Origin of the sequence: Streptosporangium sp. NPDC000396, assembly GCF_042898655.1 — a bacterium.
Lineage (GTDB): Bacteria > Actinomycetota > Actinomycetes > Streptosporangiales > Streptosporangiaceae > Streptosporangium.
In genome coordinates, this window is sequence record NZ_JBIAZA010000008.1 from 24,386 (window position 1) to 50,352 (window position 25,967).

23 protein-coding genes and 1 riboswitch are annotated in these 25,967 nt (G+C 70.7%); of the genes, 12 read left to right on the forward strand and 11 right to left on the reverse strand.

The annotated features are described in order from the left end of the window. Positions 1–13 precede the first annotated feature (13 nt). Positions 14–1,519 (forward strand): protein kinase, encoded by a 1,506-nt coding sequence (locus ACFY2X_RS14545; protein ID WP_389937764.1) that lies wholly within the window; start codon positions 14–16, stop codon positions 1,517–1,519. A gap of 25 nt (positions 1,520–1,544) precedes the next feature. Here ACFY2X_RS14545 and ACFY2X_RS14550 read toward each other — a convergent pair whose 3' ends face one another. Together ACFY2X_RS14550 and ACFY2X_RS14555 are read right to left on the reverse strand one after the other, a co-directional pair. Beyond that, entirely contained in the window at positions 1,545–1,694 is a 150-nt protein-coding gene (locus ACFY2X_RS14550) for a hypothetical protein (RefSeq protein WP_389937767.1), read from the reverse strand. Beyond that, positions 1,691–2,251: an NADAR family protein gene (locus ACFY2X_RS14555; protein WP_389937770.1), complete on the reverse strand. Its 561-nt coding sequence runs from the start codon at positions 2,249–2,251 to the stop codon at positions 1,691–1,693. The genes ACFY2X_RS14550 and ACFY2X_RS14555 overlap by 4 nt, the downstream gene beginning before the upstream one ends. A gap of 205 nt (positions 2,252–2,456) precedes the next feature. Between ACFY2X_RS14555 and ACFY2X_RS14560 the strand changes: the two genes are divergently transcribed. The 5 genes from ACFY2X_RS14560 (at position 2,457) to ACFY2X_RS14580 (ending at position 9,819) form a co-directional block, all read left to right on the forward strand. After that, the gene (locus ACFY2X_RS14560; RefSeq protein WP_389937773.1) at positions 2,457–2,993 is read left to right on the forward strand and encodes an AAA family ATPase; all 537 of its coding nucleotides are present in this window, start codon (positions 2,457–2,459) and stop codon (positions 2,991–2,993) included. 326 nt (positions 2,994–3,319) lie between these two features. Continuing rightward, positions 3,320–7,252, forward strand: a complete 3,933-nt coding sequence (locus tag ACFY2X_RS14565; RefSeq protein ID WP_389937775.1) for a Pls/PosA family non-ribosomal peptide synthetase — start codon at positions 3,320–3,322, stop codon at positions 7,250–7,252. A 13-nt stretch (positions 7,253–7,265) separates the two neighbouring features. After that, positions 7,266–8,552, forward strand: a complete 1,287-nt coding sequence (locus ACFY2X_RS14570; RefSeq protein WP_389937778.1) for a M1 family metallopeptidase — start codon at positions 7,266–7,268, stop codon at positions 8,550–8,552. Beyond that, positions 8,549–8,977 (forward strand): DUF2809 domain-containing protein, encoded by a 429-nt coding sequence (locus ACFY2X_RS14575; protein WP_389937781.1) that lies wholly within the window; start codon positions 8,549–8,551, stop codon positions 8,975–8,977. Before ACFY2X_RS14570 ends, ACFY2X_RS14575 begins: the two co-directional genes overlap by 4 nt. Before the next feature lie 32 nt (positions 8,978–9,009). Next, positions 9,010–9,819, forward strand: coding sequence for an Fpg/Nei family DNA glycosylase (locus ACFY2X_RS14580; RefSeq protein WP_389937784.1), 810 nt, complete (start codon positions 9,010–9,012; stop codon positions 9,817–9,819). On the opposite strand, the gene ACFY2X_RS14585 is transcribed toward ACFY2X_RS14580, so the two are convergent. Further along, positions 9,820–10,686 carry a 4-hydroxy-tetrahydrodipicolinate synthase family protein gene (locus ACFY2X_RS14585; protein ID WP_389937787.1) on the reverse strand — a complete coding sequence of 289 codons (867 nt, stop codon included), beginning with the start codon at positions 10,684–10,686 and terminating at the stop codon, positions 9,820–9,822. Positions 10,687–10,758: 72 nt separating this feature from the next. Here ACFY2X_RS14585 and ACFY2X_RS14590 point away from each other — a divergent pair, with 72 nt between their 5' ends. Beyond that, on the forward strand, positions 10,759–11,700 hold the full coding sequence (locus ACFY2X_RS14590; RefSeq protein WP_389937790.1) for a LysR family transcriptional regulator: 942 nt from the start codon (positions 10,759–10,761) through the stop codon (positions 11,698–11,700). Here the strand turns inward: ACFY2X_RS14590 and ACFY2X_RS14595 are convergent. Then, the gene (locus ACFY2X_RS14595; protein ID WP_389937793.1) at positions 11,679–12,332 is read right to left on the reverse strand and encodes a TetR/AcrR family transcriptional regulator; all 654 of its coding nucleotides are present in this window, start codon (positions 12,330–12,332) and stop codon (positions 11,679–11,681) included. The two genes, ACFY2X_RS14590 and ACFY2X_RS14595, sit on opposite strands and share 22 nt — an antisense overlap. 125 nt (positions 12,333–12,457) lie before the next feature. On the opposite strand from ACFY2X_RS14595, the gene ACFY2X_RS14600 reads away from it, so the two are divergent. Continuing rightward, entirely contained in the window at positions 12,458–13,444 is a 987-nt protein-coding gene (locus tag ACFY2X_RS14600; RefSeq protein ID WP_389937796.1) for an NADP-dependent oxidoreductase, read from the forward strand. 87 nt (positions 13,445–13,531) lie between these two features. Here the strand turns inward: ACFY2X_RS14600 and ACFY2X_RS14605 are convergent, their stop codons facing one another. Next, positions 13,532–14,386 carry a tryptophan 2,3-dioxygenase gene (locus ACFY2X_RS14605; RefSeq protein WP_389937798.1) on the reverse strand — a complete coding sequence of 285 codons (855 nt, stop codon included), beginning with the start codon at positions 14,384–14,386 and terminating at the stop codon, positions 13,532–13,534. Between the two features lie 125 nt (positions 14,387–14,511). On the opposite strand from ACFY2X_RS14605, the gene ACFY2X_RS14610 reads away from it, so the two are divergent. Further along, a complete protein-coding gene (locus ACFY2X_RS14610; RefSeq protein WP_389937801.1) occupies positions 14,512–14,958 on the forward strand; it encodes an Lrp/AsnC family transcriptional regulator in 447 nt (148 codons plus the stop codon). A gap of 154 nt (positions 14,959–15,112) precedes the next feature. Next, a riboswitch (TPP riboswitch) is annotated at positions 15,113–15,233 on the reverse strand. A 220-nt stretch (positions 15,234–15,453) separates the two neighbouring features. Here ACFY2X_RS14610 and tnpA read toward each other — a convergent pair. After that, complete coding sequence (tnpA, locus tag ACFY2X_RS14615; RefSeq protein WP_389938535.1) at positions 15,454–15,882, reverse strand: IS200/IS605 family transposase; 429 nt, start codon at positions 15,880–15,882, stop codon at positions 15,454–15,456. A 24-nt stretch (positions 15,883–15,906) separates the two neighbouring features. Here tnpA and ACFY2X_RS14620 point away from each other — a divergent pair, with 24 nt between their 5' ends. Continuing rightward, positions 15,907–17,139, forward strand: a complete 1,233-nt coding sequence (locus ACFY2X_RS14620) for an RNA-guided endonuclease InsQ/TnpB family protein (RefSeq protein ID WP_389937804.1) — start codon at positions 15,907–15,909, stop codon at positions 17,137–17,139. Here ACFY2X_RS14620 and ACFY2X_RS14625 read toward each other — a convergent pair. Both ACFY2X_RS14625 and ACFY2X_RS14630 read right to left on the reverse strand, forming a co-directional pair. After that, a complete protein-coding gene (locus tag ACFY2X_RS14625; protein WP_389937807.1) occupies positions 17,066–17,395 on the reverse strand; it encodes an RtcB family protein in 330 nt (109 codons plus the stop codon). The genes ACFY2X_RS14620 and ACFY2X_RS14625 overlap by 74 nt on opposite strands. A 252-nt stretch (positions 17,396–17,647) precedes the next feature. After that, positions 17,648–18,787 carry an alpha/beta hydrolase gene (locus ACFY2X_RS14630; RefSeq protein ID WP_389937810.1) on the reverse strand — a complete coding sequence of 380 codons (1,140 nt, stop codon included), beginning with the start codon at positions 18,785–18,787 and terminating at the stop codon, positions 17,648–17,650. 268 nt (positions 18,788–19,055) lie between these two features. Here ACFY2X_RS14630 and ACFY2X_RS14635 point away from each other — a divergent pair, with 268 nt between their 5' ends. Further along, positions 19,056–19,613 (forward strand): GNAT family N-acetyltransferase, encoded by a 558-nt coding sequence (locus ACFY2X_RS14635; protein ID WP_389937812.1) that lies wholly within the window; start codon positions 19,056–19,058, stop codon positions 19,611–19,613. Between the two features lie 99 nt (positions 19,614–19,712). Then, positions 19,713–20,528, forward strand: a complete 816-nt coding sequence (locus ACFY2X_RS14640) for a sirohydrochlorin chelatase (protein WP_389937815.1) — start codon at positions 19,713–19,715, stop codon at positions 20,526–20,528. Positions 20,529–20,587: 59 nt separating this feature from the next. Here ACFY2X_RS14640 and pgeF read toward each other — a convergent pair whose 3' ends face one another. Genes pgeF through ACFY2X_RS14655 form a run of 3 tightly spaced genes read right to left on the reverse strand, consistent with a single transcriptional unit; the run spans position 20,588 to position 25,963 of the window. Further along, the gene (gene pgeF / locus ACFY2X_RS14645) at positions 20,588–21,274 is read right to left on the reverse strand and encodes a peptidoglycan editing factor PgeF (protein WP_389938538.1); all 687 of its coding nucleotides are present in this window, start codon (positions 21,272–21,274) and stop codon (positions 20,588–20,590) included. A gap of 60 nt (positions 21,275–21,334) precedes the next feature. Continuing rightward, positions 21,335–23,518: a discoidin domain-containing protein gene (locus ACFY2X_RS14650; protein ID WP_389937818.1), complete on the reverse strand. Its 2,184-nt coding sequence runs from the start codon at positions 23,516–23,518 to the stop codon at positions 21,335–21,337. 51 nt (positions 23,519–23,569) lie between these two features. Further along, on the reverse strand, positions 23,570–25,963 hold the full coding sequence (locus ACFY2X_RS14655; RefSeq protein WP_389937821.1) for a glycosyl hydrolase family 28 protein: 2,394 nt from the start codon (positions 25,961–25,963) through the stop codon (positions 23,570–23,572). Positions 25,964–25,967 lie beyond the last annotated feature (4 nt).

Sequence of the window (25,967 nt, forward strand, 5' to 3'; positions counted from 1 at the left end):
GAGTCATTCCCCGATGCCGCAAACCGAGCCCCTTCGCGAAGGCGACCCCGCGGCGGTGGGACCGTACCGGCTGCTCGGGCGGCTGGGCGAGGGCGGCCAGGGCGTGGTCTATCTCGGCAGCGCGCCTGACGGCCAGCCTGTCGCGATCAAGGTGCTGCGCGACGGGCTGGCCGGCGACGACCGGTTCGCGAAGGAGGTCGCCGCCGCGCGCAAGGTGGAGCCCTTCTGCATCGCCCAGGTGCTCGACGCGTCGCTGGGTGGCAGGCCGTACATCGTCACCGAGTACGTCGACGGGCCCTCCCTGCAGCGGGCGGGGCGGCACGTCGGCGCGGACCTGCAGCGGCTCGCGGTCGCCACCGCGACGGCGCTGACCGCCATCCACCGGGCAGGCGTGGTGCACAGGGACTTCAAACCGGCGAACGTCCTGCTCGGGACCGGCGGGCCGCGCGTCATCGACTTCGGCATCGCCCGCACCATCGACGTCGCGGCCACGGTCACCAGCGCGGTCGTCGGCACCCCCGCATACATGGCGCCCGAGCAGATCGCGGGGCAGCAGGTCGGCCCGGCCGCCGACGTGTTCGCGTGGGCGGCTGTCATCGTGTACGCGGCGACGGGAACGCCGCCCTTCGGCAACGACACGCTGCCCGCGATCATCAACCGCATCCTGCACAACGAGCCCCAGCTCGGCGACCTGCCGCAGCCGCTGCGCTCGATCGTGTACGACTGCCTGGCCAAGGACCCGACCCTCCGCCCGGCCATGCAGGACGTGCTCCTGCGGCTCCTCGGCGGCCAGGAGCACACGGTGTCAAAGAGCGACGCGAGCCGGAGGCACATCACCTCCCGTCGTCGTGTCAACGCCCCGCTGATCGCAGGCGCCGCCGTGGCGGCAGCGGCCCTGGTCACCGCCGTCGTGTGGCTCGCGCCCTCGATAGGGACCCCGGCCGTCCAGGGCGGGGGCGAGCCGGGCTCCTCGGTTCTCGCCGCCCCCTCAACGGGCTTCGGAGCCTCGTCCAAGCACGACTCAGCCTCACACCAACCGAAGAAGACTCCCAAGTCGACACCGAAACCGACACCGGCATCGCCGCCGAAGCCGACCCCGAAGCCGGCATCGACACCGAAGGCCACGCCCTCATCCGAGCGCACGACCACACGGCCCACCCCCACCCCCACCCCCACCCCCACGCCCACCCTCAGCACCAAGCCGCCCGCCTCAGGCGCCGGGTTCAGGATTCTCGCCATACGCCCGCAGGGGAAGCCGAAGCTGCCCGACTGCGTCGGGGGGCCGCCCAGCTTCTCCACCAAGGTGGAGTCGGCCAGATCTTCGGTGGAGTTCTCCTACGTGTGGATCTTGGACGGGAAGAAGGTGGAGCGCGGTTCGTCGTGGGTCAGCGCCGACGGCCCCGCCACGTTCGTGGCCTCACTGCAGCACAACGCGGAGCCCGGCGGGCACACGGTGGCCTTTCGGATCACCTCGCCCGTCTTCAAAACCAAAGCCGTCGCTTTCACCGTCTGCCCCTGAACTCCGGATGACGCCTCGGACCTGGTCACCCTCGGATGTTGGTGTTGTGGAGCGCGCTGATCCACCGCTTGCCCTGCCAGCGGACCGCGACGACGGTCCCGTGGTCGGCGAAGCCGCCGCCCGGTGTGGTGGTCTCCTGCTTGAAGTGCACCACCGCCGTATCCGGGCCGGTCATTCCCGGTTCCGCAGCAGCCTCCGCACCTCCATGAGCGCGAACCCCAGCAGGTTCAGGCCCTGCCACTCCTCGGGGCGTTCGGCCCGCTCGTCGTCGGCCGCCAGCCCGATGCCCCAGACGCGGTCGACGGGGCTCGCCTCGACGAGGACCCGCTCCCCCGTGCCGAGCAGGAAGTCTCCCAGGTCGGCGTTCTGGCCGAACTTGGCGAGGTTGCCGTGGACCACGATGTCGAAGCGGCTCGCGGCCCAGACGTCCTCGTCGAAGCCGCGCACCCGGCGGCCGAGGTCTTTGGCCTGTTTGGGGTGCGTGGCGGACACGATCGCCGCCGCGGTCTCCTCGTCTCCGAACAGCCGTGCCTTCCCGGCCATCATGAAGTGCTCGGCCGTACGGTAGACCACACCGTCCACGGTGAATTCGGCCGGCCACCACTGCGACAGGCAGCCCGCCCCGACGCCGCCCGAACGTGGCGGCCGGTGCCCCCAGAACAGCAGATATTTGAGCCGTCCCTCCGCTCGGACGAGATCATCCACACTGCGCGCGTCAACCGTTTCCGACATACGAGCACGATCCCAGAGGATCACCGCCGGCGGCCATCGCAATTTCGGCGCCCCCGCACGACCAACCTGTAGGCGCTCCCCGCATGACCGGCCCGTACGGCCGCCACCCGCCGCAGGACGGTCGTGGGGCGTTCCCGTCACGGCTCGGGTTCTCCTGCCCTGCCCGCCCTCCCGCCGGTCGCACGTCGCCTGCTGGAATGGGGAAGTGGGTGCACCGGAGGTGGCGATCTTCGTCGGACTGCAGGGCTCGGGCAAGAGCACGTTCTACCGACAGCTGCTGTCGGCGACCCATGTCCACGTGAGCAAGGACAACTTTCCCAATGCCCGGCACCGCCAGCGACGCCAGTTGCGGATGATCCAGGAGGCGCTGAAGGAAGGCCGCGACGTCGCCGTGGACAACACCAACCCCTCCCCCGAGGAGTGGTGGCCCCTCATCGACGTCGCCCGAAGGCATTCGGCACGGGTCGTGGGGTACTGGTTCCCACCCGACCCGGCCGGTTCGCTGGAGCGCAACGCCGTACGGGAGGGAAGAGGCCGGGTGCCCGAGGTCGGCGTCTACGCCACGCTCAAACGCCTGCGCCGCCCATGGCGGGCCGACGGGTTCGACGAGGTGTACATCGTCGGTTTCGACGGTGCGGGCGGGTTTGAGGTACGGCCCTCAGAGGAGCAGCCTTCAGAGGAGCAGCCCTCAGAGACGGGGCCCTCAGAGACGAGGCTCCCAAGCGAGGACGCGCAGGCCTAGGACCAGGGGCGCGCTTCCTCAACGGGTCCTCCGAGCGGTACGGACGGTACGGGCGGCACGGCACAGGGGCGGCGCGGGCGACTCCCACGGTGATTGACCGATGTGAGGCCGAGATGAGACCGATGTCACAGATCCATAACCGGCCCGCAGGGCTTCCGGGCCGCTCGCCCTCCGCTCAGGCGACACGGCCTCCCGGGGGTCAACATCATCCCGACCAGGCCATATGGACAAATCTCACTCAGAGTATGAGAAGGTTACAGAAAGTGAGTTAACCCTCTGCATTTAGGCTGTCGCGGGGCCACGGTGGCCCGGTATGTGAGGGAATCGTGAGTTCGTTGCCAGCAGACGTTCACTTACCGCCGCGGGCGGTCCTGCCGGGAGGGGCCGCGCCGCAGGTCCGCACGCTGCTGGACATCCTCGACCAGACGACACGACGGCACCCGCACGCCGCCGCCCTCGACGATGGGCAGATCCGCCTCGACTACACCGGCCTGCGGGCCGAGGTCGAGCGGCTGGCCGCCGAGCTGCGGCAGGCCGGGATCGGGCGCGGCGACCGGGTCGGCGTCCGTGTGCCCTCGGGCACCGCGGGTCTTTACATCGCGATCCTGGCCGTGCTCGCCGTCGGCGCGGCCTACGTTCCCGTGGACGCCGACGACCCCGACGAGCGCGCCGAACTGGTCTTCACCGAGGCGGAGGTGCGTGCCGTCATCGGCGAGGGCGAGAAGGTCGTCGTCTTCGGCGACTGGGGCGAACCACCAGAGCCCCGCCACGGCGAACGGCCCGAGCCCTCCGGGCACCCGCACCCCGGCGACACACGGCCCGCCCTCATCGGCGGCACGCAACCCGCGCCCACCGGCCAGACACACCCCGGCGACATGCGCCCGGGCCCGGACGACGACGCGTGGATCATCTTCACCTCGGGATCCACCGGCAAGCCGAAGGGCGTCGCGGTGACCCACCGCAACGCGGCCGCGTTCGTCGACGCCGAGGCACGGCTGTTCCTGGCCCGCGAGCCCGTCGGTCCCGGTGACCGGGTGCTGGCCGGGCTCTCGGTGGCCTTCGACGCCTCCTGCGAGGAGATGTGGCTGGCCTGGCGGCACGGCGCCTGCCTGGTCGCGGCCCCCCGGGCGCTGGTGCGCACCGGTATGGACCTGGGCCCGTGGCTTGTCGAGATGGGCATCACGGTCGTGTCCACGGTGCCGACGCTGGCGGCTCTCTGGCCGGTCGAGGCGCTCGACGACGTGCGGTTGCTGATCTTCGGTGGCGAGGCGTGCCCGCCCGAGCTGGCCGAGCGGCTGGCCGTACCGGGACGGGAGGTGTGGAACACCTACGGCCCGACCGAGGCGACCGTGGTCGCGTGCGCGGCCCCCCTGACCGGGGACGGGCCGGTGCGGATCGGGTTGCCGCTGGCGGGCTGGGACCTGGCGGTGGTGGACTCGGGCGGTGAACCGGTCGCGATGGGTGAGACCGGCGAGCTGGTCATCGGCGGGGTCGGCCTGGCCCGGTATCTCGACCCGCTCAAGGACGCGGAGAAATACGCCCCGCTCGACTCCCTCGGCTGGGATCGGGCCTATCGCAGCGGCGACCTGGTACGGGCCGAGCCCGAGGGCCTGCTCTTCGTCGGGCGCGCGGATGAGCAGATCAAGCTCGGCGGGCGCCGGATCGAGCTGGGCGAGGTGGACGCGGCCCTGCAGGCTCTGCCCGGGGTCGCCGGGGCCGCGGCCGCCGTGCGCACGACCGGCGGCGGCCACCAGCTGCTCATCGGTTACGTCGTGCCCGGTGAGGAGTTCGACCAGGCCGACGCCAGAGACCGGCTGCGGGACGCGCTGCCCGCCGCGCTGGTCCCGCGCATCGCCCTGGTCGACGCCCTGCCCACCCGCACCTCCGGGAAGATCGACCGGGACGCCCTGCCGTGGCCGCTGCCCACGTCCGAGCAGACCGGGCATCCCGGCGTCGACCCGTGGGTGGCCGAGTGCTGGCGAGACGTTCTCGGCGGCACCGAGGGCGACTTCTTCTCCGAGGGCGGCACCAGCCTCGCGGCGGCCCGGCTGGTGTCGGCTCTGCGGACCCGGTATCCGGCGGTCACCGTCGGCGACGTCTACGACCACCCGACGCTGCGCGAGCTCGCCGGGCATCTGTCCGCGCTGGACGCGCCCGAGATCGCGATCAGCGACCGGATCGTCACGCCGATGCCGCGCCGTGCCGCGATCGTGCAGGCGGCCCTCACCCTGCCGCTGCTCACCGCCGGCGCACTGCGCTGGGTGGTCGGGCTGGCCGCGTTCAACAACCTGATCGGGCTGCCGTGGGCGCCGACCGTCTCGTGGTGGTGGGTACTGCTCGGCGGCGTCGTCTTCGTCTCCCCCGCCGGGCGGATCGCGCTGACCGCCTGCGCGGCCCGGTTCCTGCTCGGGGGGCTGAAACCCGGCGCCTACCCCCGGGGCGGGACCACGCACCTGAGGCTGTGGTTCGCCGACCAGCTCGCCGAGCGTCTCGGCGTGGCCGAGCTGTCCGGCGCCCCCTGGCTCACCCACTACGCCCGGGCACTCGGCGCCCAGGTGGGTGACAACGCCGACCTGCACTCGCCGCCGCCGATCACCGGGATGCTCAAACTGGGCAAGAACGCGGCGGTCGAGCCCGAGGTCGATCTGAGCGGCTACTGGATCGACGGCGACCAGGTGCACATCGGCGAGATCAAGATCGGAGCCGGTGCGACGATCGGCGCCCGCAGCACCCTGTTCCCGGGCGCGCGAATAGGCAAGCACGCCCAGATCGCGCCCGGTTCCGCGGTGGCGGGCCCGGTCCCGTCCGGGGAGCGCTGGGCCGGGGTGCCCGCCGTCAGGACGGGCAAGGCCCGCCAGCCCTCCGCCGACCGGCCGCCGCGCTCGCGGCGCTGGGAGATCGTCTACGGGCTGTCCGCCCTGGCCCTCAGTCTCGTCCCGGCGATCGCGGCGGTGCCCGGTCTCGCCGTGCTCCTCCGCGGCGGCGCGACGTCCCTGGCCGATGTCCTGTACGGCGTGCCGCTCGCCACCGTCACCTCGATGGCCTCCCTCGCCCTGGTGATCCTGATCCTGGTGCGGCTGCTGGCGATCGGCCTGCGCCCCGGCCACCACCCGGTGCACAGCCGCCAGGCGTGGCAGGCGTGGGCCACCGGCCGCCTGATGTCGATGGCCAGGGTCTGGCTGTTTCCGCTGTATGCGAGCATGGTCACCCCCGTGTGGCTGCGCGCCCTGGGCATGAAGGTCGGCCGGGACGTGGAGCTGTCCACCGTACTGGCGCTGCCGTCGATGACCTCCGTCGGAGACGGCGCGTTCCTGGCCGACGACACGATGGTCGCGCCGTACGAGCTGGACGGCGGACGCTTCCGGGTCGACCACGTGCGGATCGGCAAGCGCGCCTTTCTCGGCAACTCCGGGATGACCGCTCCCGGCCGCAAGGTGCCCAAGGACGGCCTGGTCGCGGTGCTGTCGGCCGCGCCGAAGAAGGCCAAGGCGGGGTCGTCCTATCTCGGCATGCCGCCGGTGGAGCTGCGCCGGACGGCGGAGGGCGGCGACCGCAGCCGCACCTACGATCCGCCGCCGCGGCTGAAGGCCGCCCGCGCCGCCGTCGAGGTGTTCCGGATCATCCCGGCGATGTGCACGGTGGCGACCGCCGTGCTGGTGGCGGCCGCCCTGGAGTGGCTGGCCGGATCGTACGGCTTCGCGGTCGCCGCGCTGCTGGCCGGGGTGGCGCTGCTGGGGGCGGGGGTGCTCGCCGCGGCGGTCACCACCGCCGCCAAGTGGGCGCTGCTCGGCCGCATCGCGATCGGCGACCGGCCGCTGTGGAGCTCTTTCGTGTGGCGCAACGAGCTGGCGGACAACTTCGTGGAGGTGCTGGCCGCGCCCTGGTTCGCCCAGGTCTGGCTGGGCACGGCTCCGCTGAACCTGTGGCTGCGCTCGCTGGGCGCGAGTGTCGGCCGGGGCGTGTGGTGCGAGACCTACTGGCTGCCGGAGGTGGATCTGGTCACCCTGGGCGACGGGGTGTCGGTGAACCGGGGATGCGTGCTGCAGACGCACCTGTTCCATGACCGGGTCATGAGCATCGATACTGTCGTCCTGCGGGACGGATCGACGCTCGGCCCGCACGGGGTGGTCCTGCCCGCGGCGACGATCGGGGAGAACACCACGGTCGGACCGGCGTCCCTGGTGATGCGCGGCGAGTCGGTGCCGCCGGGGACCCGCTGGTTCGGCAACCCGATCGCGGCATGGAACAAGCGCACATAGCAAGAGGAAACACGTGGTTCCGAGCACCTCCCGCCTCCCCTACTTCCCCGCACACGGCAACGAGGGATACCGGGTCGAGCACTATGACCTGTCCCTGGACTACCGGATCGGCCCCAACAAGCTCGACGGGGTCGCCCGGCTCTCAGCGGTGGCGCTGCGCCCGCTCGACCGCCTGTCGCTGGATCTGGGCGCCTTCCGCGTGAGCGGGATGCTGGTCGACGGCAAGGCGAGGCGTTTCACCCATCGCGGCGGCAAGCTCCACGTCGAGCCCGGACGGCTGGCCCCGGGGCCGTTCACCGTCGAGGTCCGTTACTCGGGCAGTCCGAAGCCCGTTTCCAGCCACTGGGGCGAGCTCGGCTGGGAACAGCTCACCGACGGCGTGATCGTGGCCAGCCAGCCGATCGGCGCCCCGTCGTGGTTCCCCTGCAACGACCGGCCGGACGACAAGGCCACCTACCGGATCTCGGTGACCACCGCCTCGCCGTACACGGTGATCGCCAACGGCGAGCCGGTTTCCAAGCGGCGGGCGGGGTCGGGGACCACGTGGGTGTTCGAGCAGGCCGAGCCGACGGCCTCCTACCTCGCGAGCGTCCAGATCGGCCGCTACCAGCGGGCCGAGCTCGGCTCCGGGATGCGGCTGGCCTTCCCGATCGGGCTCGCCTCCCGGGTCCGGCACGACTTCGGCCGGCAGGACCAGATGATGGCGCTCTTCAGCGACCGTTTCGGTCCCTACCCGTTCGGTTCCTACACCGCGGTGGTGGTGAACGACGAGCTGGAGATCCCGGTCGAGGCGCAGGGCATGTCGATCTTCGGCGTGAACCATGTGGACGGCCGTCGCGGCGAGGAGCGGTTGATCGCCCACGAGCTGGCGCATCAGTGGTTCGGCAACAGCCTGACGGTCGCCGACTGGCGTGACATCTGGCTGCACGAGGGGTTCGCCGCCTACGCGGAGTGGATCTGGTCGCAGGCCTCCGGCGGGGAGTCCGCCGACGACCACGCCCTCCGCTGGCACCGGCGCCTGTCGCTGCTCCCCCAGGACTTCGTGCTCGCCGACCCCGGAGCGCGGCAGCTGTTCGACGACCGCGTCTACAAGCGCGGCGCGCTCACCCTGCACGCGCTCCGGCGAGTCCTCGGCGACCTGGCGTTCTTCGCGATGATGCGCGAGTGGACGACGGCGAACCGGCACGGGGTCGTCACCACGGACATGTTCCTCGACCTGGCGTTGCAGTACACGACGCGGTCGTTCGAGGGGCTCCTCGCCGCGTGGCTGTACGGCTGCCGCCTGCCGCCGCTTCCATGAGCCGTCCCACCCGGGCGGCCACCGCGGCCTCCGCTCTCCGCAGCCGCCTGCCCGCCGCGCTCGCGGCCGTCGCGACCGTCGCCGCCGGACTGACGGTCCGCGCGGTCACCGGCGGCTGGTTCGGCAAATACGCCGGTGACGCCCTCTACACCGTTCTCGTCCACGCGCTGATCCTGGTGGTCAGGCCTCGGGTCTCACCGGCCCGGACGGCGACCGGTGCCCTGGCGTTCAGCTGGGCGATCGAGTTCGCCCAGCTCACCCCCGTTCCGGCCGCGCTGTCGGAGGCGAGCGTGCTGGCCAGGCTGGTGTTCGGCAGCACCTTCGGCGTCGCCGACCTCCTCGCCTACGCCGCCGGGGCCGCCCTCGCCGCGACGGCCCACGCGCTCCTTCGCCGCGACCCGTCTCGCCTGCCGGTCGTCGGATAGCCCGGTTCGATCAGGCCGTATCATTTCCCACCATGCCTGAAGGACACACCATTCACCGCCTGGCCGAGCAGCACCGGCAGATGTTCGGCGGCGAGGCGGTGCGCGCTGAGAGCCCGCAGGGGAGGTTCGTCGCCGGGGCCCTCCAGATCGACGGGCGGGTGCTCCAGGAGACCGACGCGCACGGCAAGCACCTGCTGCTCGGGTTCGACGACGACCGCTGGCTCCATGTGCACCTGGGCATCTACGGCAAATACACGTTCGGCCCGGTGCCCGCGCCCGCCCCGACGGGTGCGGTACGGCTGCGCCTGCGCACCGCCGAAAAGTACGCCGACCTGCGCGGTCCCAACACCTGCGAGCTGCTGGATCCCGCCGACAAGAAGGCGTTGCACGCCAGGCTCGGACCCGACCCGCTGCGCGCGGACGCCGATCCGGAGATCGCCTGGCGGAGGATCAGCCGCAGCCGCACCTCCATCGGCGTCCTGCTGATGGACCAGTCGGTCGTCGCGGGCGTGGGCAACATCTACCGTGCCGAGGCGCTGTTCCGGCAGGGGGTCGACCCGTCCCGGCCCGGCCGCGACCTCACCCACGAGCGGTGGTCGGCGATCTGGGCCGACCTGGTGCTCCTCATGGCCGACGGCGTGCGGACGGGCCGGATCGACACGGTGCGGCCCGAGCACACGCCGGAGGCGATGGGCCGTCCGCCCCGCGTCGACGACCACGGCGGCGAGGTGTACGTCTACCGGCGCTCCGGCATGGACTGCTTCCTGTGCGGTTCCGAGATCCGCACCGAGGTGCTCGTCGGCCGCAACCTCTTCTGGTGCCCGGCCTGCCAGACCGCGTGATCACACCTGCCGCTCGGCCGCCTCGACCGAGGCCCGGCTCGCGGGGACCAGCGGCAGCCGGACCGCGGCGGTGGGGATCCGGCCCTGGGCGTGCAGCACCCCCTTGATGACCGTGGGGTTCGGCTCGGCGAACAGGCTCGCCGACATGACGGAGAGCCGATGGCCCAGGGCGCGGGCGTGGGCGACGTCGCCGGACCGCCAGGCCTCCGTCAGCTCGACGAACCGGCCGGTGTGCAGGTGTGCCGAGGCGAGGATGCCGCCGGAGGCGCCGAGGGCGAGCAGGGCGGAGAAGAACGGGTCGTCCCCGGCGAGCACCGCGAAATTCTCCGGCAGGTCGGCCAGCAGGGTGACGGTGTCCTGGTCGACTCCGCCGACCGCGTGCTTGACCCCGGCCACCATGGGCAGCTCTCCCAGACGCCGCAGGGTGGCGGCCCCCACGGTCTGCCCCGTCCGGTAGGGGATGTTGTAGACGATCAGGGGCACCGGGCTCTGCTCGGACAGCACGGTGAAGTGGGCGAGCACCCCGGCCTCGGACGGGCGGACGAAGGACGGCACGGTCACCAGCGCGGCGTCCGCCTCGTCCTTGAGCCCGCGCAGGGCCTCGGCGGAACCGCGGGTGTCGCTCGACCCCGCCCCGACGACGAATGTCGCCCCCCGCTGCCGGGCCACCCTGCCGCACGTCTCGACGACCGCCCGGCGCTCCTCCTCCGCGAGCATGGCGACCTCGGCGGTGGTGCCGAGCGCCACCAGCCCGGCCGCTCCCTCGTCGAGCACGGCGTGCGCGAGTCCTTCGAGCGCTTCCAGGGCTATCTCGCCGTTCTCGGCGAACGGCGTGATCAGGGGAACGTGAACACCATGCAGATCCATGCCCCCCAGCCTCGCGGCCATCGACCATGCAGGTCCAGTTCCGTTTTCTTCCGAAACCGTTAAGCTCAACTGATGCTCGATGTGCGACGTCTCCGCCTGCTCCGCGAACTCTCCTACCGTGGCACGATCGCGGCGGTCGCCGAGGCCCTGATGTTCACCCCCTCGGCGGTCTCCCAGCAGCTCGCGGCGCTGGAGCGGGAGGCCGGGGTGGCGCTGCTGGAGCGGACCGGCCGCCGGGTGGTGCTCACCCCGGCGGGGATCACGCTGGTGGGGCACGCGGAGGCCGTGCTGGAACGGCTGGAGCGGGCCTCGTCGGAGCTGGCCACCGCGCGCGCCGATCTGGTCGGGACCGTCAGGATCGGCGCCTTCCCCACCGCCACCCGCGCCATCCTGCCCGCCGCCCTGGCCGCCCTCGGCCGGGACCATCCCGGGCTGGAGCCGATGGTGGACGAGATCGACCCCGCCGAGGTGGCCCCCCGGCTCCGGACCGGCGACCTGGACGTCGCCCTGATCCACGAATACGACTTCGTCCCCGCCACCCCCGACCTCGCGCTGGACACCGAGCCCCTGCTGGAGGAGCCCATGTATCTCGCCTCCAGAGACGACGGCGGTTCAGACGTCCCTGCGCGGCAGGACGACGCCCCCGACAACACCGGCGGCTCCCTGGCGCGGTGGCGCGGCGACTCCTGGATCGTCCCCAAGCCCGGCACGCTCTGCCACGAGATGACCGTGCGGGCCTGCCAGGCCGCCGGGTTCGCGCCCAGGATCCGCCATCACATCGACGACTTCGCCACCGTGCTGGCGATGGTCGCGGTCGGCCAGGGCGTCGCGCTCGTACCGGAGCTGGGCGCTGCCGACCCTCCTTGCGGCGTCCGGCTCACCGAACTGCCCATGCGCCGCCGTACCCGGATCGCCTTCCGCCGGGGAGCGGCGGCCCATCCGGCCATCGCCGCCTTCACCGCCGCACTGCGATCCTCGATCCCGTCCGGCCATCACGCACGGCGCCCCCTCTGATCGTGATCCGCGGCGTCCTGTCGCGGTGATGTCGTCCGGGCCGGTGCCGGGTGGCGCACGAGCCCGTCCATGACCAGCGAGAGCAGGTGCTCACGTCGCGTGGCGATGGACGGGGCCTGGTCGGCGATCCAGCCGACGGCGTTGATCAGCGCGAACAAATCCGTTCCGTCGATGTCGGGGCGGATGTGCCCGGAGTCCTGCGCACGCTCGAGGAGGCGCGCCGCGGCCGTGCGCATCGCCAGGCATGAGGCGTGCAGGGGCGAGCCCTCATCCTCGAGCGTCGCCATCATCGACGTGACGAGTCCCCGGTAGACGGTGGCGCCGGCGGTGAACTCGCGCAGCCACTCCGTCAGTGCCTCGTCGGGCGGGCGGGTGTCTTCGATCAGGGCGGCCTTCTCGGCGAGGCGGTCGAACCTCTGGCCGAGCAACGTTTCCAGCAGCGCGTCGCGCGTGGGGAAGTGCCGGTAGAGCGTGCCCAGGCCGACGCCCGCGCGGCGGGCTATGTCGCGCAGTGAGGCCTGGGTGCCCTGCTCGCCGATGACGGTCCTGGCGACTTCGAGAATGCGGTCGCGGTTGCGCTGGGCATCGGCGCGCTGCGTTCGAGGCGGCTGGGGATCGGGCGTCGTGGTCATGTTTGGATCCTCGACATTGACAAGCGGAGCACTGCTCCACATATTATCCGGAACACTGATCCGGATCTTATCGGGGATGCGCGCCCCGGCCACCGGCAAGACGAGCGACGAATCGAGGAAAGACGATGCCGAAAACGATGATGGCCGTGCGAGTGCACGCGTTCGGCGGCCCCGAGGCACTGGTGTACGAGGAGATCCCATGCCCGGAACCGGGGCCCGGCGAGGTCCTGGTCCGTGTCCATGCCGCCTGCCTGAATCCGCCTGACTGGTATGCACGCTCAGGCTTCATGGACTTCCCGGAGGAAATACGGCCGACACTATCCCTGCCGCTCACTCCGGGCTCGGACATCTCCGGTGTCGTCGCCGCCGTCGGTCCGGGAGTCACCGAGTTCGCCGAAGGGGACGCCGTGTTCGGGCTGGTGCGCTTTCCCGGCTTCAACGACGGCGGAAGGGGATACGCGGAGTACACGACCGCGCCCGTGGACCACCTCGCCCGCAAGCCGGCCACCATCGACCACGTGCACGCCGCCGGCGTACCGATGGCGGGACTCACCGCGTACCAATTCCTCTTCGACCTCTTCGACGACGTGCGGCTCGAACCGGGCGACACCGTGCTGGTCAACGGCGCGGCCGGCGGGGTGGGCCACTTCTTCGTGCAACTCGCCAAGAACAGGGGCGCGCACGTCATCGGCGTCGCCTCGGGGCGCCATGAGGAGTTCCTGCTCGGGCTGGGCGTCGACGAGTTCATCGACTACACCACCACATCCGTCGAGGAGAAGGTTCGCGACGTCGACTATCTCTTCGACACGGTCGGCGGTCCCCACGGCCACCGGTTCCTGCCGGTGCTCAAGCGTGGCGGCGTGATCAGTGCGGTCTTCCTCGGCGAGTACCGTCCCGAACGGGCGGCCGAGCTGGGCATCACCTTTGTGACGGGACAGGTCCGCTCCAACGGAGCACAGATGGCCGAGCTGGCGCGTCTGATCGACGCCGGGCGCGTTCGCGTCGGCGTCGACAGCGTCTTCCCGCTCGCCGACGCGCGCAAGGCCCACGAACGCGCCGAGCGGGGGCACATCCGAGGAAAGATCATCCTAAGCGTCGCCGAGGGATCCTGACCCGGCCCGTACCCGGCCCGGCAGGCGATGATCACCTGCCGGGCAGGGTGCGGCGGAGAACGGCGCGGAAGAGTGCCGACGGGTGTGTCACATCAGGGTGCGGGCCGTCCAGAGCTCGGGGAAGACCTGGCGCCGCATGCTGCGCTCCAGCCAGTTCAGGCCGTTCGACCCGCCGGAGCCCGGCTTGGCGCCCATCGAGCGGCGCACCGCCATGACGTGCCGGTAACGCCAGTCGGAGAACCGCTCGGCCAGGTCGGTCAGCGCCTCGGCCAGCGGTTCGAGCGGCCCGCCGTACACCTCGACCCAGACCTTCTCGACATCGGGGTGGGGCTCGTATTCGGCGGTGTAGTCGCGCTCCAGAACCTCCTGTGGGACGGCATGGCCGCGCCGGGCGAGCAGGGCGAGCACCGAGTCGTACAGGCTCGGCTGAGCCAGCGCCTCGGTGAGCTCCCGGTAGGCCTCGGGGTTGCGGCGGTGCGGGCGGATGAGCGGCTCGGACTTGTTGCCGAGCAGGAACTCCACGTGCCGGTACAGCGCCGACTGGAAGCCCGACGCCTCGCCGAGCGCGTCACGGAACTTGTTGAACTGCGCCGGAGTGAGCCAGCTGAGCGACGCCCACGCGGCGTTGAGCGCATCGAAGTGCCGGACCGTGCGCTTGATCGTCGCGGTCGCGGCGGCGTCGTCGTCATCGTCGAGTTGCTTCTGAGCGAGCTGCCACTCCGTGCGGAGCAGGCCGAAATAGAGCTCCATCACCTGGGTGGTGACCAGGAACGCGAGTTCCTCGGGGGCGTCGGTGATGGTGCGCTGGAGCCGACGCAGGGTCATGGTGCCGACATAGTCGTCGTACGGCGTGGCCTCGTCGAACGTGAGCGTGGGCAGTCCCTCGTTGGCTACGGCCCGCGCGTTCCGGTCCTGCTCGCTGAGCTGCCTGATGGTGGTCATTGGTCCTTCCTCCGTTTGTTAGCCTCCATCCTGGTCCGTATTGAGTCGTCCAGAAATAATAGAAATAAGGCGTTCCGAGATCTGACCTTCGGAACGGAAGCCATTCGGGCCGATCAAGTTACGACATGACGGAGCGTGACGTGGACGCCATGGACTGGGCACTGCTGGCCGAGCTTCAGGACGATGCGCGGCTGTCCTACAGCGAGCTCTCGCGGCGGGTGCATCTGTCGGCCCCGGCGGTGGCCGAGCGGGTGCGGCGGCTGGAGGAGTCCGGAGTGATCACCGGCTATCACGCGCGGATCGATCCGGCGCGGGCCGGTCGTGGGGTGGCCGCGCTGATCAGGATGTCGTGTTACGGGCCCCGCTGCGTGCTCCGCGACGAGCAGGCACTGGCCTGGCCGGAGATCCTGGAGGTGCACCGGGTGACCGGTGACACCTGTTGCCTGCTGCGGGTGGCCGCCTCCTCGATGACGGCCTTCGAGGAGCTGATCGACAAGCTCGCGCCGTACGGCCACCCGTCAAGCATGATGGTGCTGTCCAGCCCGGTCCCCTGGCGCCCCCTCACGCCTTAGACCATGTCCTACGTGGCGAATCCGCGGTAGCGCCTGCAACAGATCACGGCTGCGGCCAGAGTGAGCCTTCAGCCGAGAAGCAACTTGATCACCGGGCTTGTCATATCTATGACATCCGCCACCACAGGGCACCCGAAGTGCGCGTGGCAAGAGTAAGACCTGTGAGGCGCTCTCCCTTCGCCGGCATTGTCCGGATCAGGTGACTAGGGGTCGCCAGTCTGCCTTTCGGCTTTCTGACCTCTCAGCCCTTCCGTCGTTCCCCCTCAGAGGTTCTCGGGTCAGACTCCCTCGTCGTCCCACAGGCCTAAACATCAACCTCCTGCTGCCTGGGTCGTGCCACCAGAGACTAAAGTCCTTCCGTTTCGGGACCAATGGCCCGAGCCGCGCTCACGTGGTTCATCACGTGCTCCCATCTTCAGCGCTATCTAGCGAGGAACCCCGGGCGTTTACGCCCAAAAGGAATCGCTCCCCTGGCCTGCTGTTTCTGCCCGGACGTCAGTCCGGGCGCTTCTGGTTCTCGATGTACTCCTTGATGATCGCAAGGGGGGCGCCGCCGCAGGAGGCGGCGAAATAGGACGGCGACCAGAAGTGCCCGCCCCGCAGGAACTGGCGGATGTGGGTGGGGAACTCCTTGCGCAGCAGCCGGGCGGAGATGCCCTTGAGCGAGTGGACCAGGGTGGAAGATGCGACTTTGGGCGGGTAGTGGACGAGCAGGTGGACGTGGTCGTCTGCGCCGTTGAACTCAACCGGTTCGGCGCCGAAGCTGTCGCATCCCTCGATCATGAGGTCTTCGCGGCGGCTCAAGATGGCATCGGTGAAGACCTTCCGCCGGTACCTGGGCGTGAAGATCACATGGGCATGCAGGCGGTAGACCACGCCGCGTCCACGCCGGATATCAGGAGCGGGTTCCCACCGTGGTGACAGGGGCCAGCCGGTAGCGTGTTCGATGTGAAGCTGGTGGTGCGGGTGAAACTCCTGCCGACACCCGAGCAGGCGCAGGCATTGGAGGCCACCCTGCACACGGTCAACGACGCGGCCAACTTTGTCTCCCGTACCTCCCACATCACCGGCAACACCGGGGAGCGCCGGCTTCGGCAGCTCACCTACGGCGAGCTCAAGGCTCGCGGGCTTGGTGCGCAGGCCGCCCAGCACGTGATCAAGAAGGTGGTAGATGCGCACAGCACGCTGCGCGGGCTGGTCCGCACCGGCAGGCTGAAAGGCCGCCGGGCCCGCAAGGCCGTCTCCAAGCCGGTCGCGTTCCGTGCCGATGCGGCGCAGCCGTTTGATGACCGGTGCCTGTCCTGGCTGATGGACGCCCAGACGGTGTCGATCTGGACGGTGGCCGGGCGGGTCAAGGACCTCGCCTTCACCGGCCACCCCGATCAGCTGAAGACCCTCGCGCTCCACCGGCACGGGGAATCGGATCTGCTCTACCGGGACGGGAGGTGGTATCTGTTGGCCACCTGTGAGGTGCCCGAGGTCTCGCCCGTGGAGCCGACCGGGTGGCTGGGCGTGGACCGGGGGATCGTGAACCTGGCCACCACCAGCGACGGGATCGATTACTCCGGGCAGGAGTTGAACGCCTACCGGCGGCGGATGGCCCGCGTGCGGGCCGAACTCCAAGCCCGCAAGACCCGCGGCGCGAAACGGAAACTCAAGAGGCGAGCCAAGCGGGAGGCGCGGCACGCCACCAACGTCAATCACATCATCAGCAAGGAGATCGTGGCCGAGGCGCAACGCACCGGGCGCGGGATCGCGGCAGAAGAACTGGCCGGGATCCGCGACCGGGTACGGCTCTGGCCCTCCCAGCGGGCCACGCTCTCCTCTTGGCCGTTCCACCAGCTCGGCGAATTCCTGGCCTACAAGGCGAGGAAGGCCGGGGTGCCGTACCTGGAGGTCGATCCGGCGTACACGTCGCAGAGGTGCCCGGTGGCCTGGTGTCGGCATGTGGAGCGGGGTAACCGGCGCAGCAGGGACTGGTTCTGCTGCCGGTCGTGCGGGTTCGCTGGATCCGCCGACCACATCGCAGCCCTGAACGTGGCAACACGCGCCGGGGCGGCGTGGGCATTCGTCGACATGCCCAACGACCTTGCCGTGGAACGCAAGGTCAGTGCGTCCCCTGCCGGTAAGCCATACCGGACGGCGAGACGCAAGCTCGGGGCTTCAGCCCCGAGTCGTTGACTCCTCGCTCCATGGCCCGGAAACCGACCTGGGAGACATCGGCGTCGGCGACCCCGCCCGGGGAGACCACGCCCCCGGCCGCGATGTCGGTGGCGGCCACGCCGCCGATCGGGAGCCCGTACCCCCAGTGCAGGTCGGGCATGGCGTAGGAGGCCCGGACGATGCCCGGCAGGGTGGCCACGTTGACGACCTGCTGCAGCGCCTGGTCCTCCGGAAGCAGCACGCGGGAAGCCAGTACGACGCCTGGCACTCGCATCGCTCCCTGTCGCTCGATGCGGAAGCGATAGGGAGTCTCCTCAACGAGTTGGATCGCGTGTCCCATTTTTCGCCCCAATGATGCAGATGGCGGTAAAGGGCCTACGTTGAGTCCGAGGGACCCGCGAGAACGACCACGTTCTCATCAGTGACGGGTCCAGCCAGTTGTTCGGCCAGACGCACACCCGCGTCATGACGATCAACGAACACTATGCCCGCACCCCCTCCGAAGCCCCATATCACCAGCGTTCGCCTACCGCGGGCGGCCGGACGGCGCCTCACCGCCCTTGCGGTCGGCGATCACCCCGGCCGTCGCCCGCCAGATCGGCGAGGCGGGGTCGATGACGTCGAAATGGTCACCTGACATCTCAAGGTATGTCACCTGATCGCCCGCGGCCTGGGCGGCACGGGCGTAACGCCGGCTCAGGTCCACCAAGTCGAGATCGTCGCCGCCGCCCTGCACGATGAGCTGAGGCACTCCCAGGGGAAGGCGCTCCAGCGGGCTGGACCGCCCGTAGATCTCGGGAACCTCGGCGGCGGACCCGCCGAGGGCGGCGGCGACCGCGCCGGAGCTGAGGTGCCTGCGGTCACCCTCCACCAGGTCGAGGACCCCGGCCAGGGAGACGGCCAGGGAGACCCGGGGATCGTCGGCGGCGGCGCGGAGGGCGAGCTGCCCGCCCGCCGAGTGGCCGATCACCACGACCGGGCCGGACGCGCCCTCGGCCGCCAGGGCGATCGCCGCGGCGACGTCGTCGGTGGTCGCGGCCCATCCGTGCAGGTCGGGGCGGCGATATTCGACGTTCCAGGAGGTGAATCCCCGCTCGGCCAGGTCGGCGCAGAGGGCGTCCATCAGGTCGGCGCCCCAGATCGAGCGCCAGTAACCGCCGTGCAGCAGCACCGCGACGGGCGCCGGCCCGGCGGCCTCCCGCGGCGTCCGCACCTCCGCCCACTGGTCGGGGTGCTCGCCGTAGCCGACCCTGCGCGCCGGCCACCGCAGCCGGTGCACGGCGTGCCTGATGGCCCAGGTCAGCCCCCAGACTCCGCGTCCGTGCAGGTAGGTGCCACCGAGCGGGTCCGGCGAGCCGTCGGGCGCGGGCTGGGAGGCGGGCGCAGGCTGGGATGCGGGCGGGGCGGATTTCGTCAGGTCCAGCCAGACCGCCTGGGGGTACGCGGACGACAGGCCCCGGATCTCGGGGTCCGGGCCGGGCAGGACGACCAGGGCGCCGGAGGACTCCAGTGCCGCCCGGAAGCCGGGCAGGTCGGGGGCCGGTAAGACCTTCCCGTCGACGCCGAGGGCCGCGAACTCCCGGTCGGCGACCTCGGTGAGCAGGCGGAGGTCGGCGACCAGGCCGGGACCGGTGACCACGAGCACGTTGGGAACGGGAGGGATCATTCGCTTATTGTCCTCCATCTCGGACATGGTCAAACGTGCTCGCGGTGACGTCGCTGCTCATTCGGCCTGCCGTCCACCTATGCCACCATCGGCGCGGCCACCTCGCCGAGGAAGCCGCGCGGGCGGCGACCGGGACGGACGCCTCCGGCCACCGTCCGGGATTCTCACCGCCCGCGCGGGCCTCACCTTGAAGATCACCCCGTTGACGGAATAGTTGTCAGGCGGAAGATCCCTAGCCGTGAGACTTCTGAGGCGTTAGCGTCTGCGCATGCGCCACGTTGACATCTCCGGCAAGAGACTCCGGTTGAGGGAAGTCACGACCGCTGACGTGAACGCGTTACACGCCGTCTACGGCGACCCCGCGGCCACCGAGCACTTACCATTCGACCCCCGCACCCGCGAGGAGGTCCAGGAGATAGTCGCCGACGCGCTGAAAGCCGTCGAGGCCGAGCCCCGCCGCCTGTACTTGCTCGCGGTGATCGACCCGGACGAGTCCGAGCCCATAGGCGTCGCCCGGTTGCACATCGAGGCCGACCACCCGCACAGCGCGGAGATCGGCATCGGCCTGCGGCCGGACCACTGGGGCCGGGGCATCGGCACCGACCTGATCCGGCTGGTACTGATGTTCGGCTTCCGGCATCTGCGCCTGCACCGCATCTGGGGTGCCCGCTCCCCCGCCAACACGGCCGCCCAGCTCGCGATGCTCGTCGCCGGGATGGTCGAGGAGGGCAGGATCAGGCATCACGTGCGGGCCCGCGGCGCCTGGCGCGACTCCGTCGTGCACTCGGCGCTGGAGGACGAGTGGGAGGGATACCGGGACGTCTGATCGACCCGTGACGGTAACCTCCTCTTTCGATCATGTTGTGACGGAATTGCTGCCATTTTTTGCTACAAAGCGAGCAAAATCAGCCTAGAGTCCGCGCATGTGAGTGAGAGTTCCATCCTCCCCGTGCGCGGACGCGCCGTCCGACCCTCAGGCCGCCGCCGTAAGCCCGTGCCCTCCCAGCTCCCGCCCGAGGCACCCGCGCTGGTGCTGGCCACGCTCGGCGACGGCTCAGGCGCCGACGCCGAACTCGCGGCCCTGATACGGGTGGACAACCCGCAGATCGAGGTCCGCCTCGCCGGTCTCAGCCAGGACGGCAAGGAGCTGACCTCCGAACTGGAGGCGGCCGCCCGCGAGCGTCCCGAGGACGGCGCCGCCGCCATCGTGGTGCCGCTGCTGACCGGGCCGCACCCGGTCGCCGACCGGGTGATCGCCACCGCGGTGGCGGCGAGCGGGGCGTCGGTGACGGTGGCCGAAGCGCTCGGGCCGCACCCGCTGCTCGCCGAGGCCCTGCACATCCGGCTGGCGGAGAAGGACCTGGCCCGGGCCGACCGGATGCGCCTGCTCAACGTCTCCAGCCCGGTCGACGCGGTCATCCTCGTCACGGTCGGCGGCGAGAAGGCCACGGCGGAGGCGCAGCCGACCGCCGTGCTGCTGGCCTCCCGGCTGACGCTGCCCGTTCTGGTCGCCTCCCTGGACAGCGCCCCCAGCGTCGCCGAGGCGGCCGAGCGGCTGCGCGGCATCGGTGCCCGGCGCATCGCCCTGTCTCCGTGCGTCATCGGTCCCGAGGCCGCCACCGGCCTCGTGGAGGCCGCGGCGGCGGAGATCGGGGCCGACTTCGCCGACGTCCTCGGCGCGCACAGCCTCATCGCGGACCTGGCCGCCCGCGCCTACGGGAGCATCCTCGCCGCCGACTGACGCGAGAGATCCCCTCCGATGAGCACGTCACCGGAGGGGATCGATCCGCTGCCGGGACCTCAGGCCTCCAGCCATACGTAGCCGGCGAACCTGCCGGTCGTGCGGTCACGGCGGTGGGAGAACAGGTCGCCGGTCTCGATGGTGCACCGGGTGTCGTGGGTGATCTCGCCGACACCGGCCCCGGTCAGCTGCGAGGTGATCGCGGCGCGCAGGTCGAGGGCCGGGGTGTCGTGGCGGGTGATCGACCAGGCCGCGGGGAGCACGGCCGTGACCTCGTCACGGAGCTCCGCGGGGACCTCGTAGCAGCTGCCGCAGGCCATGGGGCCGATCAGGGCGGTCATCCTCGCCGGGTCGGCGCCCCTGGCCGCCATCTCCTTGACCAGGGCCGGGACCACGCCGGAGACGGTGCCGACCCGTCCGGAGTGCGCCGCCCCCACCAGGCCCGCCTCCGGGTCGGCCAGCAGGACAGGGGCGCAGTCGGCGCAGAGCGCCGCCAGGCCCAGGCCGGGCACATCGGTGCAGACGCCGTCCAGCGGCGGCGGGTCGTCACCGAACGGCTCGGTCACGTAGCGGACGTCGGCGCTGTGGACCTGGCGCATGAACACGACCCGGTCCAGGCCGAACTCGGCCGCGGTCCGCGCCCGGTTGGCGGCGACCGCCTCCGGGTCGTCGCCGCACATGCCCCCGAGATTGCGGCTGCCGTACGGCCCCGCGCTGACGCCGCCGTGCCGGTCGGTGATCCTCATGTGAAACTTCACGGCCTCGACCTTACCCACCTCTGGAACCTTATTCTCCGGATGTCCGCCTCAGCCGACGACGAGGTGGTCGAGGTTGGGACCGCCGTTCGCGGTCGTGGACACCACCCGGATCGTGTTGGCCCCGGCGGCCAGCGGGACGGTGATCGACGTGGTCTTCCAGGTCGTCCAGGCCCCGGTGCCGTCGAACGCCAGCTCGTCCGCGACGACGGTCCCGTTGACGAGGACGTCCATCGGCCGGTTGACGGCCGTGCCGTTGGCGAAGCGGAACGTCAGCGTCGCGCTCCCCGCGGCCGTGGCGTTCACCGCGAACTCCACCGACGAGCCGACCAGGTTGTCGTAGTTCACGAATCCCCTTCCGGTGAACCCCGCGTGGTTCGACTCCACCGCGCCCTGCGAGATCGTCGCGTCCTCCGCCTCGTACCGGCTGGGGGCCGGGGTGCCGCCGCCCGCGTAGTCCCCGCCGACCCATGCCTCATCCACCCGCAGCCGCCGGTAGCGGGTGGTGTCGCTGGAAGCGGCGTGGGTGTTGACGACCTCCAGGCGGACGTGCCTGGTGGTGGCCGCGGGAAGATCGATGATCGCCACCCCCCGGTGGCTGGGCAGGGTGCCGGTCTTGACGGGGCTCCCCCAGTCGGTGCCGTCGGCGCTGAAGTAGACCCGGTAGTCGCGGATGCGCGCGGACTGCTCGGTGGCCGAGCGCGCGTAACCGACCGAGTCCTCTCGCTGGTTGATCCCGAGATATTGGACCTTCCTGGCCGAGCCGAGATCGAAGCGGAGCGACACCGGGAGCGACTTGTCGCTGTCCCAGTAGGTCAGGTAGTCGCCGTCTCCCGCGGCCGCGGCGCCGTGCCCGCTCGCCGAGGCCGACGCGCTCACGGTGACCCCGCCGAGAACGCCCTCGCGGCCGCTGGAGACGACCTTGAACACGGTGTCGTAGGGATCCCAGCCGGAGACGCCGTTCAGTGTCAGCGTCCCGCCGCCCTGGGTGAAGCCGATCGCGGCCCCGGTGCGCAGGTTGGTGACCGAGGAGATCCTGTAGCCGTTGTCGCGGATCTGCAGGGTGCCGCCCGACGGCCGGGTCAGGACGTGGATGTAGTGCAGGTTGGGGTCGGTCCTGCTGACCGTGGTGACGCCGTGGGCTCCGGCGTTCCAGAAACCGGGCTTGAGCCCGCCGTACATGTAGCCACCGCCCTCGGTGCCGTTCAGCGACTCCCAGATGCCGCCGAGATATCCCTGGGCGAAGTCGTTGAAGGCCTCCTGGGCGGGCGGCATGCGGCCCGCCTTCATCGGCGTCTCCGCCATCAACGCCTTGATCGAGGAACCGGCGTTGGTGATGAGTCGGCCGAGGGTGAGCCTGTAGTCGACCGCCTGGTCCGACCCGCCGTACCACCAGGGACCCGAGGTGGGCAGCTTGAAGTCCGCCTCGATCAGCCGGGGCAGCGCCGTGTAGACCGCCTGCGGGTAGTCGTAGCCCGGCGTCATGCCGGTCTTCTGCTCGTTGCTGATCATGTCCATGATCGGCGTGTCCTCGTTGTTGTTGCTGAGCGTCATGTCGGGCCGGTCGGCGCGGATCCGCTCGTAGAGGCCGTGGCTCTCCCAGTAGGCGTTGTCGTTGTCGATCCAGAACCCGGCCAGCTTGGGATAGCGCCGCATCTGCTCGATGAACTGCAGGTAGCTGAACTCCCCGAAGCCCTCACGGGTGTGCAGGTCCACGTTGTGGCCGACGTAGGAGGAGAAGGCCGCGGAGTTCAGCCAGCTCTGCCCGGAGCCCAGGCCCTCGTTCCACCACTGCGGATCGTCGGTCATGTAGTGGATGACCTTCAGCCCCCGCGCGTCGGCCGCGTCGATGAGCTCGCCGAGGAAGTCCCGGCTGGTACGGCAGCTGCCGGGAATGCCGGACGGGTAGGGGCGGGCATATCCGAGCCTGCTGTGGAAGGTGGCGAGCACGATGTACCGGGTGTGCAGCTTCATGGCCTCCTCGACCCAGTAGTCCGGGTTCCAGCCGCCGCCGGTGACGGCCGCCTCCCAGGCGGAGCAGCTGGTGTGCGCCGGTGAGGTACGCATGCCCCAGTGCAGGAACAGGCCGCCGACGGAGGAGCGCAGGAAGGCCTGGCGGGGGTGCTGGAGCTCGGCCCTGGCCGGGCCGGCGAGCGTCATGCCGCTGATCAGGATGAGAACCGCGACGAGCGCCGCCCTGAGGCGGCCTCGCCGAGGGCGTGGTGGACGGGGCATATAAGAGCTCCTTTTCGGGGGGCGGGCTCTTTTTCGGGGGGCCGGATCCGTTTACGGGCCGACGAGGTCGAGGTGATCGAGGTTGGGGCCGCCGCCGGCGGTGACGGCGGTCGCCCGGAGGGTGTTGGCTCCGGCGGCCAAGGGGACGGTGAGCGTCGTGGTGGCCCAGGTGGTCCAGGCTCCCGTCCCGTTGAAGGCGCGGGCCGCCGAGACGACGGTCCCGTTGACCGCGATGTCCATCGGCCGGTTCGCCGTGGTCCCGTTGGCGTACCTCAGGGTCGCGGTCGCGTTCCCGGCGGTCGCCGCGGTGACGGTGAATTCGACCGAGGACCCGGTGACGTTGTCGTAGTTGACGAACCCGGTGCCGGTGAACCCGGGGTGGTTCGACTCCACCGCGCCCTGCGAGATCGTCGCGTCCTCCGCCTCCAGGCGGACCGGTGCCGGGGCGGGGCCGTCGGAGGGGACGAAGGCCGGGTCGCTGGAGATGGCGATCCGGTCGAGGCGGGCGCCGTCCTCCCGGTAGGCGAAGGTGACGGTGTGGCCGCCCGCGGTGAGGCCGTAGGTCACGGGGACGGTGGCCCAGTGCCAGGCCGAACCCGGCGGGATGCCGTTCCAGTTGGTCCACGCGCCGCCGTCGGCCCGGACCCAGAAGGAGTCGTCACTGGTGGTGGGCGCGACAACCCGGGCGAAGACCCGGAACGACCCGGCCGACGGGACCGTGAACGTCACGTTGGCGTGACCGGTGGCGGGGGCGGTGGACTGGCTGTTGTTCCCCGCCGCCACGGTGACGTAGGAGCCCGCGGACGCGGCGGGGTCGCTCTGGATCTGCATGGGCGCGGTCACCGTGCCCGACTCCGCCTCGCCGTACAGGCTGACGGGGTCGCCGCCGATCGGCGTGGAGTCGGTCGCGCGAACCCGGAGCGTGCCGCCGGAGGTGGTGGCGCCGGTCACCAGGTAGCCGTTGACGCCGCTGACACCGGCGTCATAGGCGCTGCCGGAGCCGCGCTGGGCGATCACGCCGTCGAACCGGATGTTCGCGCCGTCGTCGGCGATGAACGCCGGGCGGTTGTCGTTGCTCTGGAAGCGGACCTCGCTGCCGCCGTCGAAGGTGAGGCCCTGGACGTGGCGGGCCCAGAAGCCGTAGGACGGGCGGGTGCCGTAGTCGCGCGGAGGGTAGGAGGTGAGGAACTCGCCGGGGACGATGGTCGCGTCGGAGGCGGGGTGGCCGCCGGGGACGGTCAGCTTGACGCCGGTGAGGGTGATGTCCGGGCCGATGTCCACCGCGGGGGTGCCGGTGATCGTGCTGGTGAGCTCGGGCCCGCCGGTGACCGGTCCGGGCTCGGGAGCGGTCAGGTCGCTCCCGGTCACGTTGGTCAGGTGGATGTTCCTGATCCGCCCGGCCGGCGGCGAGCCGGGGCAGCGCTTCCGCTCGCCGATCTTCATGAAGATCGGCGTGGTCGTCTTGGTGAGGGTCACGTTCGTGTAGTGGACGTCCTCGATGATCGCGCCGTCCATCGAGACCATGCCGATCCCGGCCTTGCCCGCGCCGAGGACCGTGATGCCGTCGAACCGGATGTCCCGGAAGTTGCCGCAGGTCTCCGAGCCGAACTGGAGCGCGTTGTTCTCGTGGGAGTACACGGTCGTGTCGCGGACGCGGATGTTCTGGCTGGTGTAGGTGTGACCGAGGGCGAAGTCGCTCTTGAGGACGATGGCGTCGTCATTGGACTCGATGCGGCTGTCGGCGACCGTGACGTTCCAGCTGTTGATGATGTTGACGCCGTCACGGACGCCCGAGCCGGCCCAGACCGTCTTGAGGTTGTCGATCGCGACGTCGTGGCAGCCGTTCATGAGGATCGCGAAGTGGCCGCCGCGCCGGAAGGTGACGCCGGAAATGCTCACGTTGGAGCACTCGGTGAGGGCCAGCGCCTTGTTGCCCGCGCCCGACGGCGGGGAGTTGCTGGTCGACAGTTTGCCGTCGCCGTCGATCGTGCCGGCCCCCGTGATGTGGAAGTCGGTGATCCCATGGCCCCACATGAGCGAGTTGTGGAAGTGGCTGTGCCCGAAGTCCTGGTAGTCGTCGTAGGCGGGGTTCGGCTCGGGGGCGTCCATGCCGCCGCCGGCGGCCAGCAGCACCGCGCCCGAGTCGAGCCGCAGGGTGACGTTGCTCTTGAGGTGGACGCTGCGGGAGCGGTAGCGACCGGAAGGGAAGACGACCACGCCGCCCACCGCCGCGCTGGCGTCGCTGATCGCCCGGTCGATGGCGTCGTCGTCGTTGGTGGAGCCGTTGCCGGTGGCCCCGTAGTCGCGCACGTTGAACTCGGCGAGCGCGGAGGCGGGGACGGGAAGGGCGGGGAGGACGGCGAGCCCGAAGAACGTGAGTGCGAGTGCGACCAGGACGCGTACCAGCGCGGCGGCCTTGAGGGACTCGCGTCGGGATGAGTGCATGGCG

Bases quoted from the DNA above. Each gene is read 5' to 3' on its own strand.
- ACFY2X_RS14545 (WP_389937764.1), top strand. From the start codon at position 14: ATGCCGCAAACCGAGCCCCTTCGCGAAGGCGACCCCGCGGCGGTGGGA.
- ACFY2X_RS14550 (WP_389937767.1), bottom strand. From the start codon at position 1,694: ATGACCGGCCCGGATACGGCGGTGGTGCACTTCAAGCAGGAGACCACC.
- ACFY2X_RS14555 (WP_389937770.1), bottom strand. From the start codon at position 2,251: ATGTCGGAAACGGTTGACGCGCGCAGTGTGGATGATCTCGTCCGAGCG.
- ACFY2X_RS14575 (WP_389937781.1), top strand. From the start codon at position 8,549: ATGAGCCGTCCCACCCGGGCGGCCACCGCGGCCTCCGCTCTCCGCAGC.
- ACFY2X_RS14580 (WP_389937784.1), top strand. From the start codon at position 9,010: ATGCCTGAAGGACACACCATTCACCGCCTGGCCGAGCAGCACCGGCAG.
- ACFY2X_RS14585 (WP_389937787.1), bottom strand. From the start codon at position 10,686: ATGGATCTGCATGGTGTTCACGTTCCCCTGATCACGCCGTTCGCCGAG.
- ACFY2X_RS14590 (WP_389937790.1), top strand. From the start codon at position 10,759: ATGCTCGATGTGCGACGTCTCCGCCTGCTCCGCGAACTCTCCTACCGT.
- ACFY2X_RS14595 (WP_389937793.1), bottom strand. From the start codon at position 12,332: ATGACCACGACGCCCGATCCCCAGCCGCCTCGAACGCAGCGCGCCGAT.
- ACFY2X_RS14600 (WP_389937796.1), top strand. From the start codon at position 12,458: ATGCCGAAAACGATGATGGCCGTGCGAGTGCACGCGTTCGGCGGCCCC.
- ACFY2X_RS14605 (WP_389937798.1), bottom strand. From the start codon at position 14,386: ATGACCACCATCAGGCAGCTCAGCGAGCAGGACCGGAACGCGCGGGCC.
- ACFY2X_RS14610 (WP_389937801.1), top strand. From the start codon at position 14,512: ATGACGGAGCGTGACGTGGACGCCATGGACTGGGCACTGCTGGCCGAG.
- ACFY2X_RS14625 (WP_389937807.1), bottom strand. From the start codon at position 17,395: ATGCGAGTGCCAGGCGTCGTACTGGCTTCCCGCGTGCTGCTTCCGGAG.
- ACFY2X_RS14630 (WP_389937810.1), bottom strand. From the start codon at position 18,787: ATGATCCCTCCCGTTCCCAACGTGCTCGTGGTCACCGGTCCCGGCCTG.
- ACFY2X_RS14635 (WP_389937812.1), top strand. From the start codon at position 19,056: ATGCGCCACGTTGACATCTCCGGCAAGAGACTCCGGTTGAGGGAAGTC.
- pgeF (WP_389938538.1), bottom strand. From the start codon at position 21,274: ATGAGGATCACCGACCGGCACGGCGGCGTCAGCGCGGGGCCGTACGGC.
- ACFY2X_RS14650 (WP_389937818.1), bottom strand. From the start codon at position 23,518: ATGCCCCGTCCACCACGCCCTCGGCGAGGCCGCCTCAGGGCGGCGCTC.
- ACFY2X_RS14655 (WP_389937821.1), bottom strand. From the start codon at position 25,963: ATGCACTCATCCCGACGCGAGTCCCTCAAGGCCGCCGCGCTGGTACGC.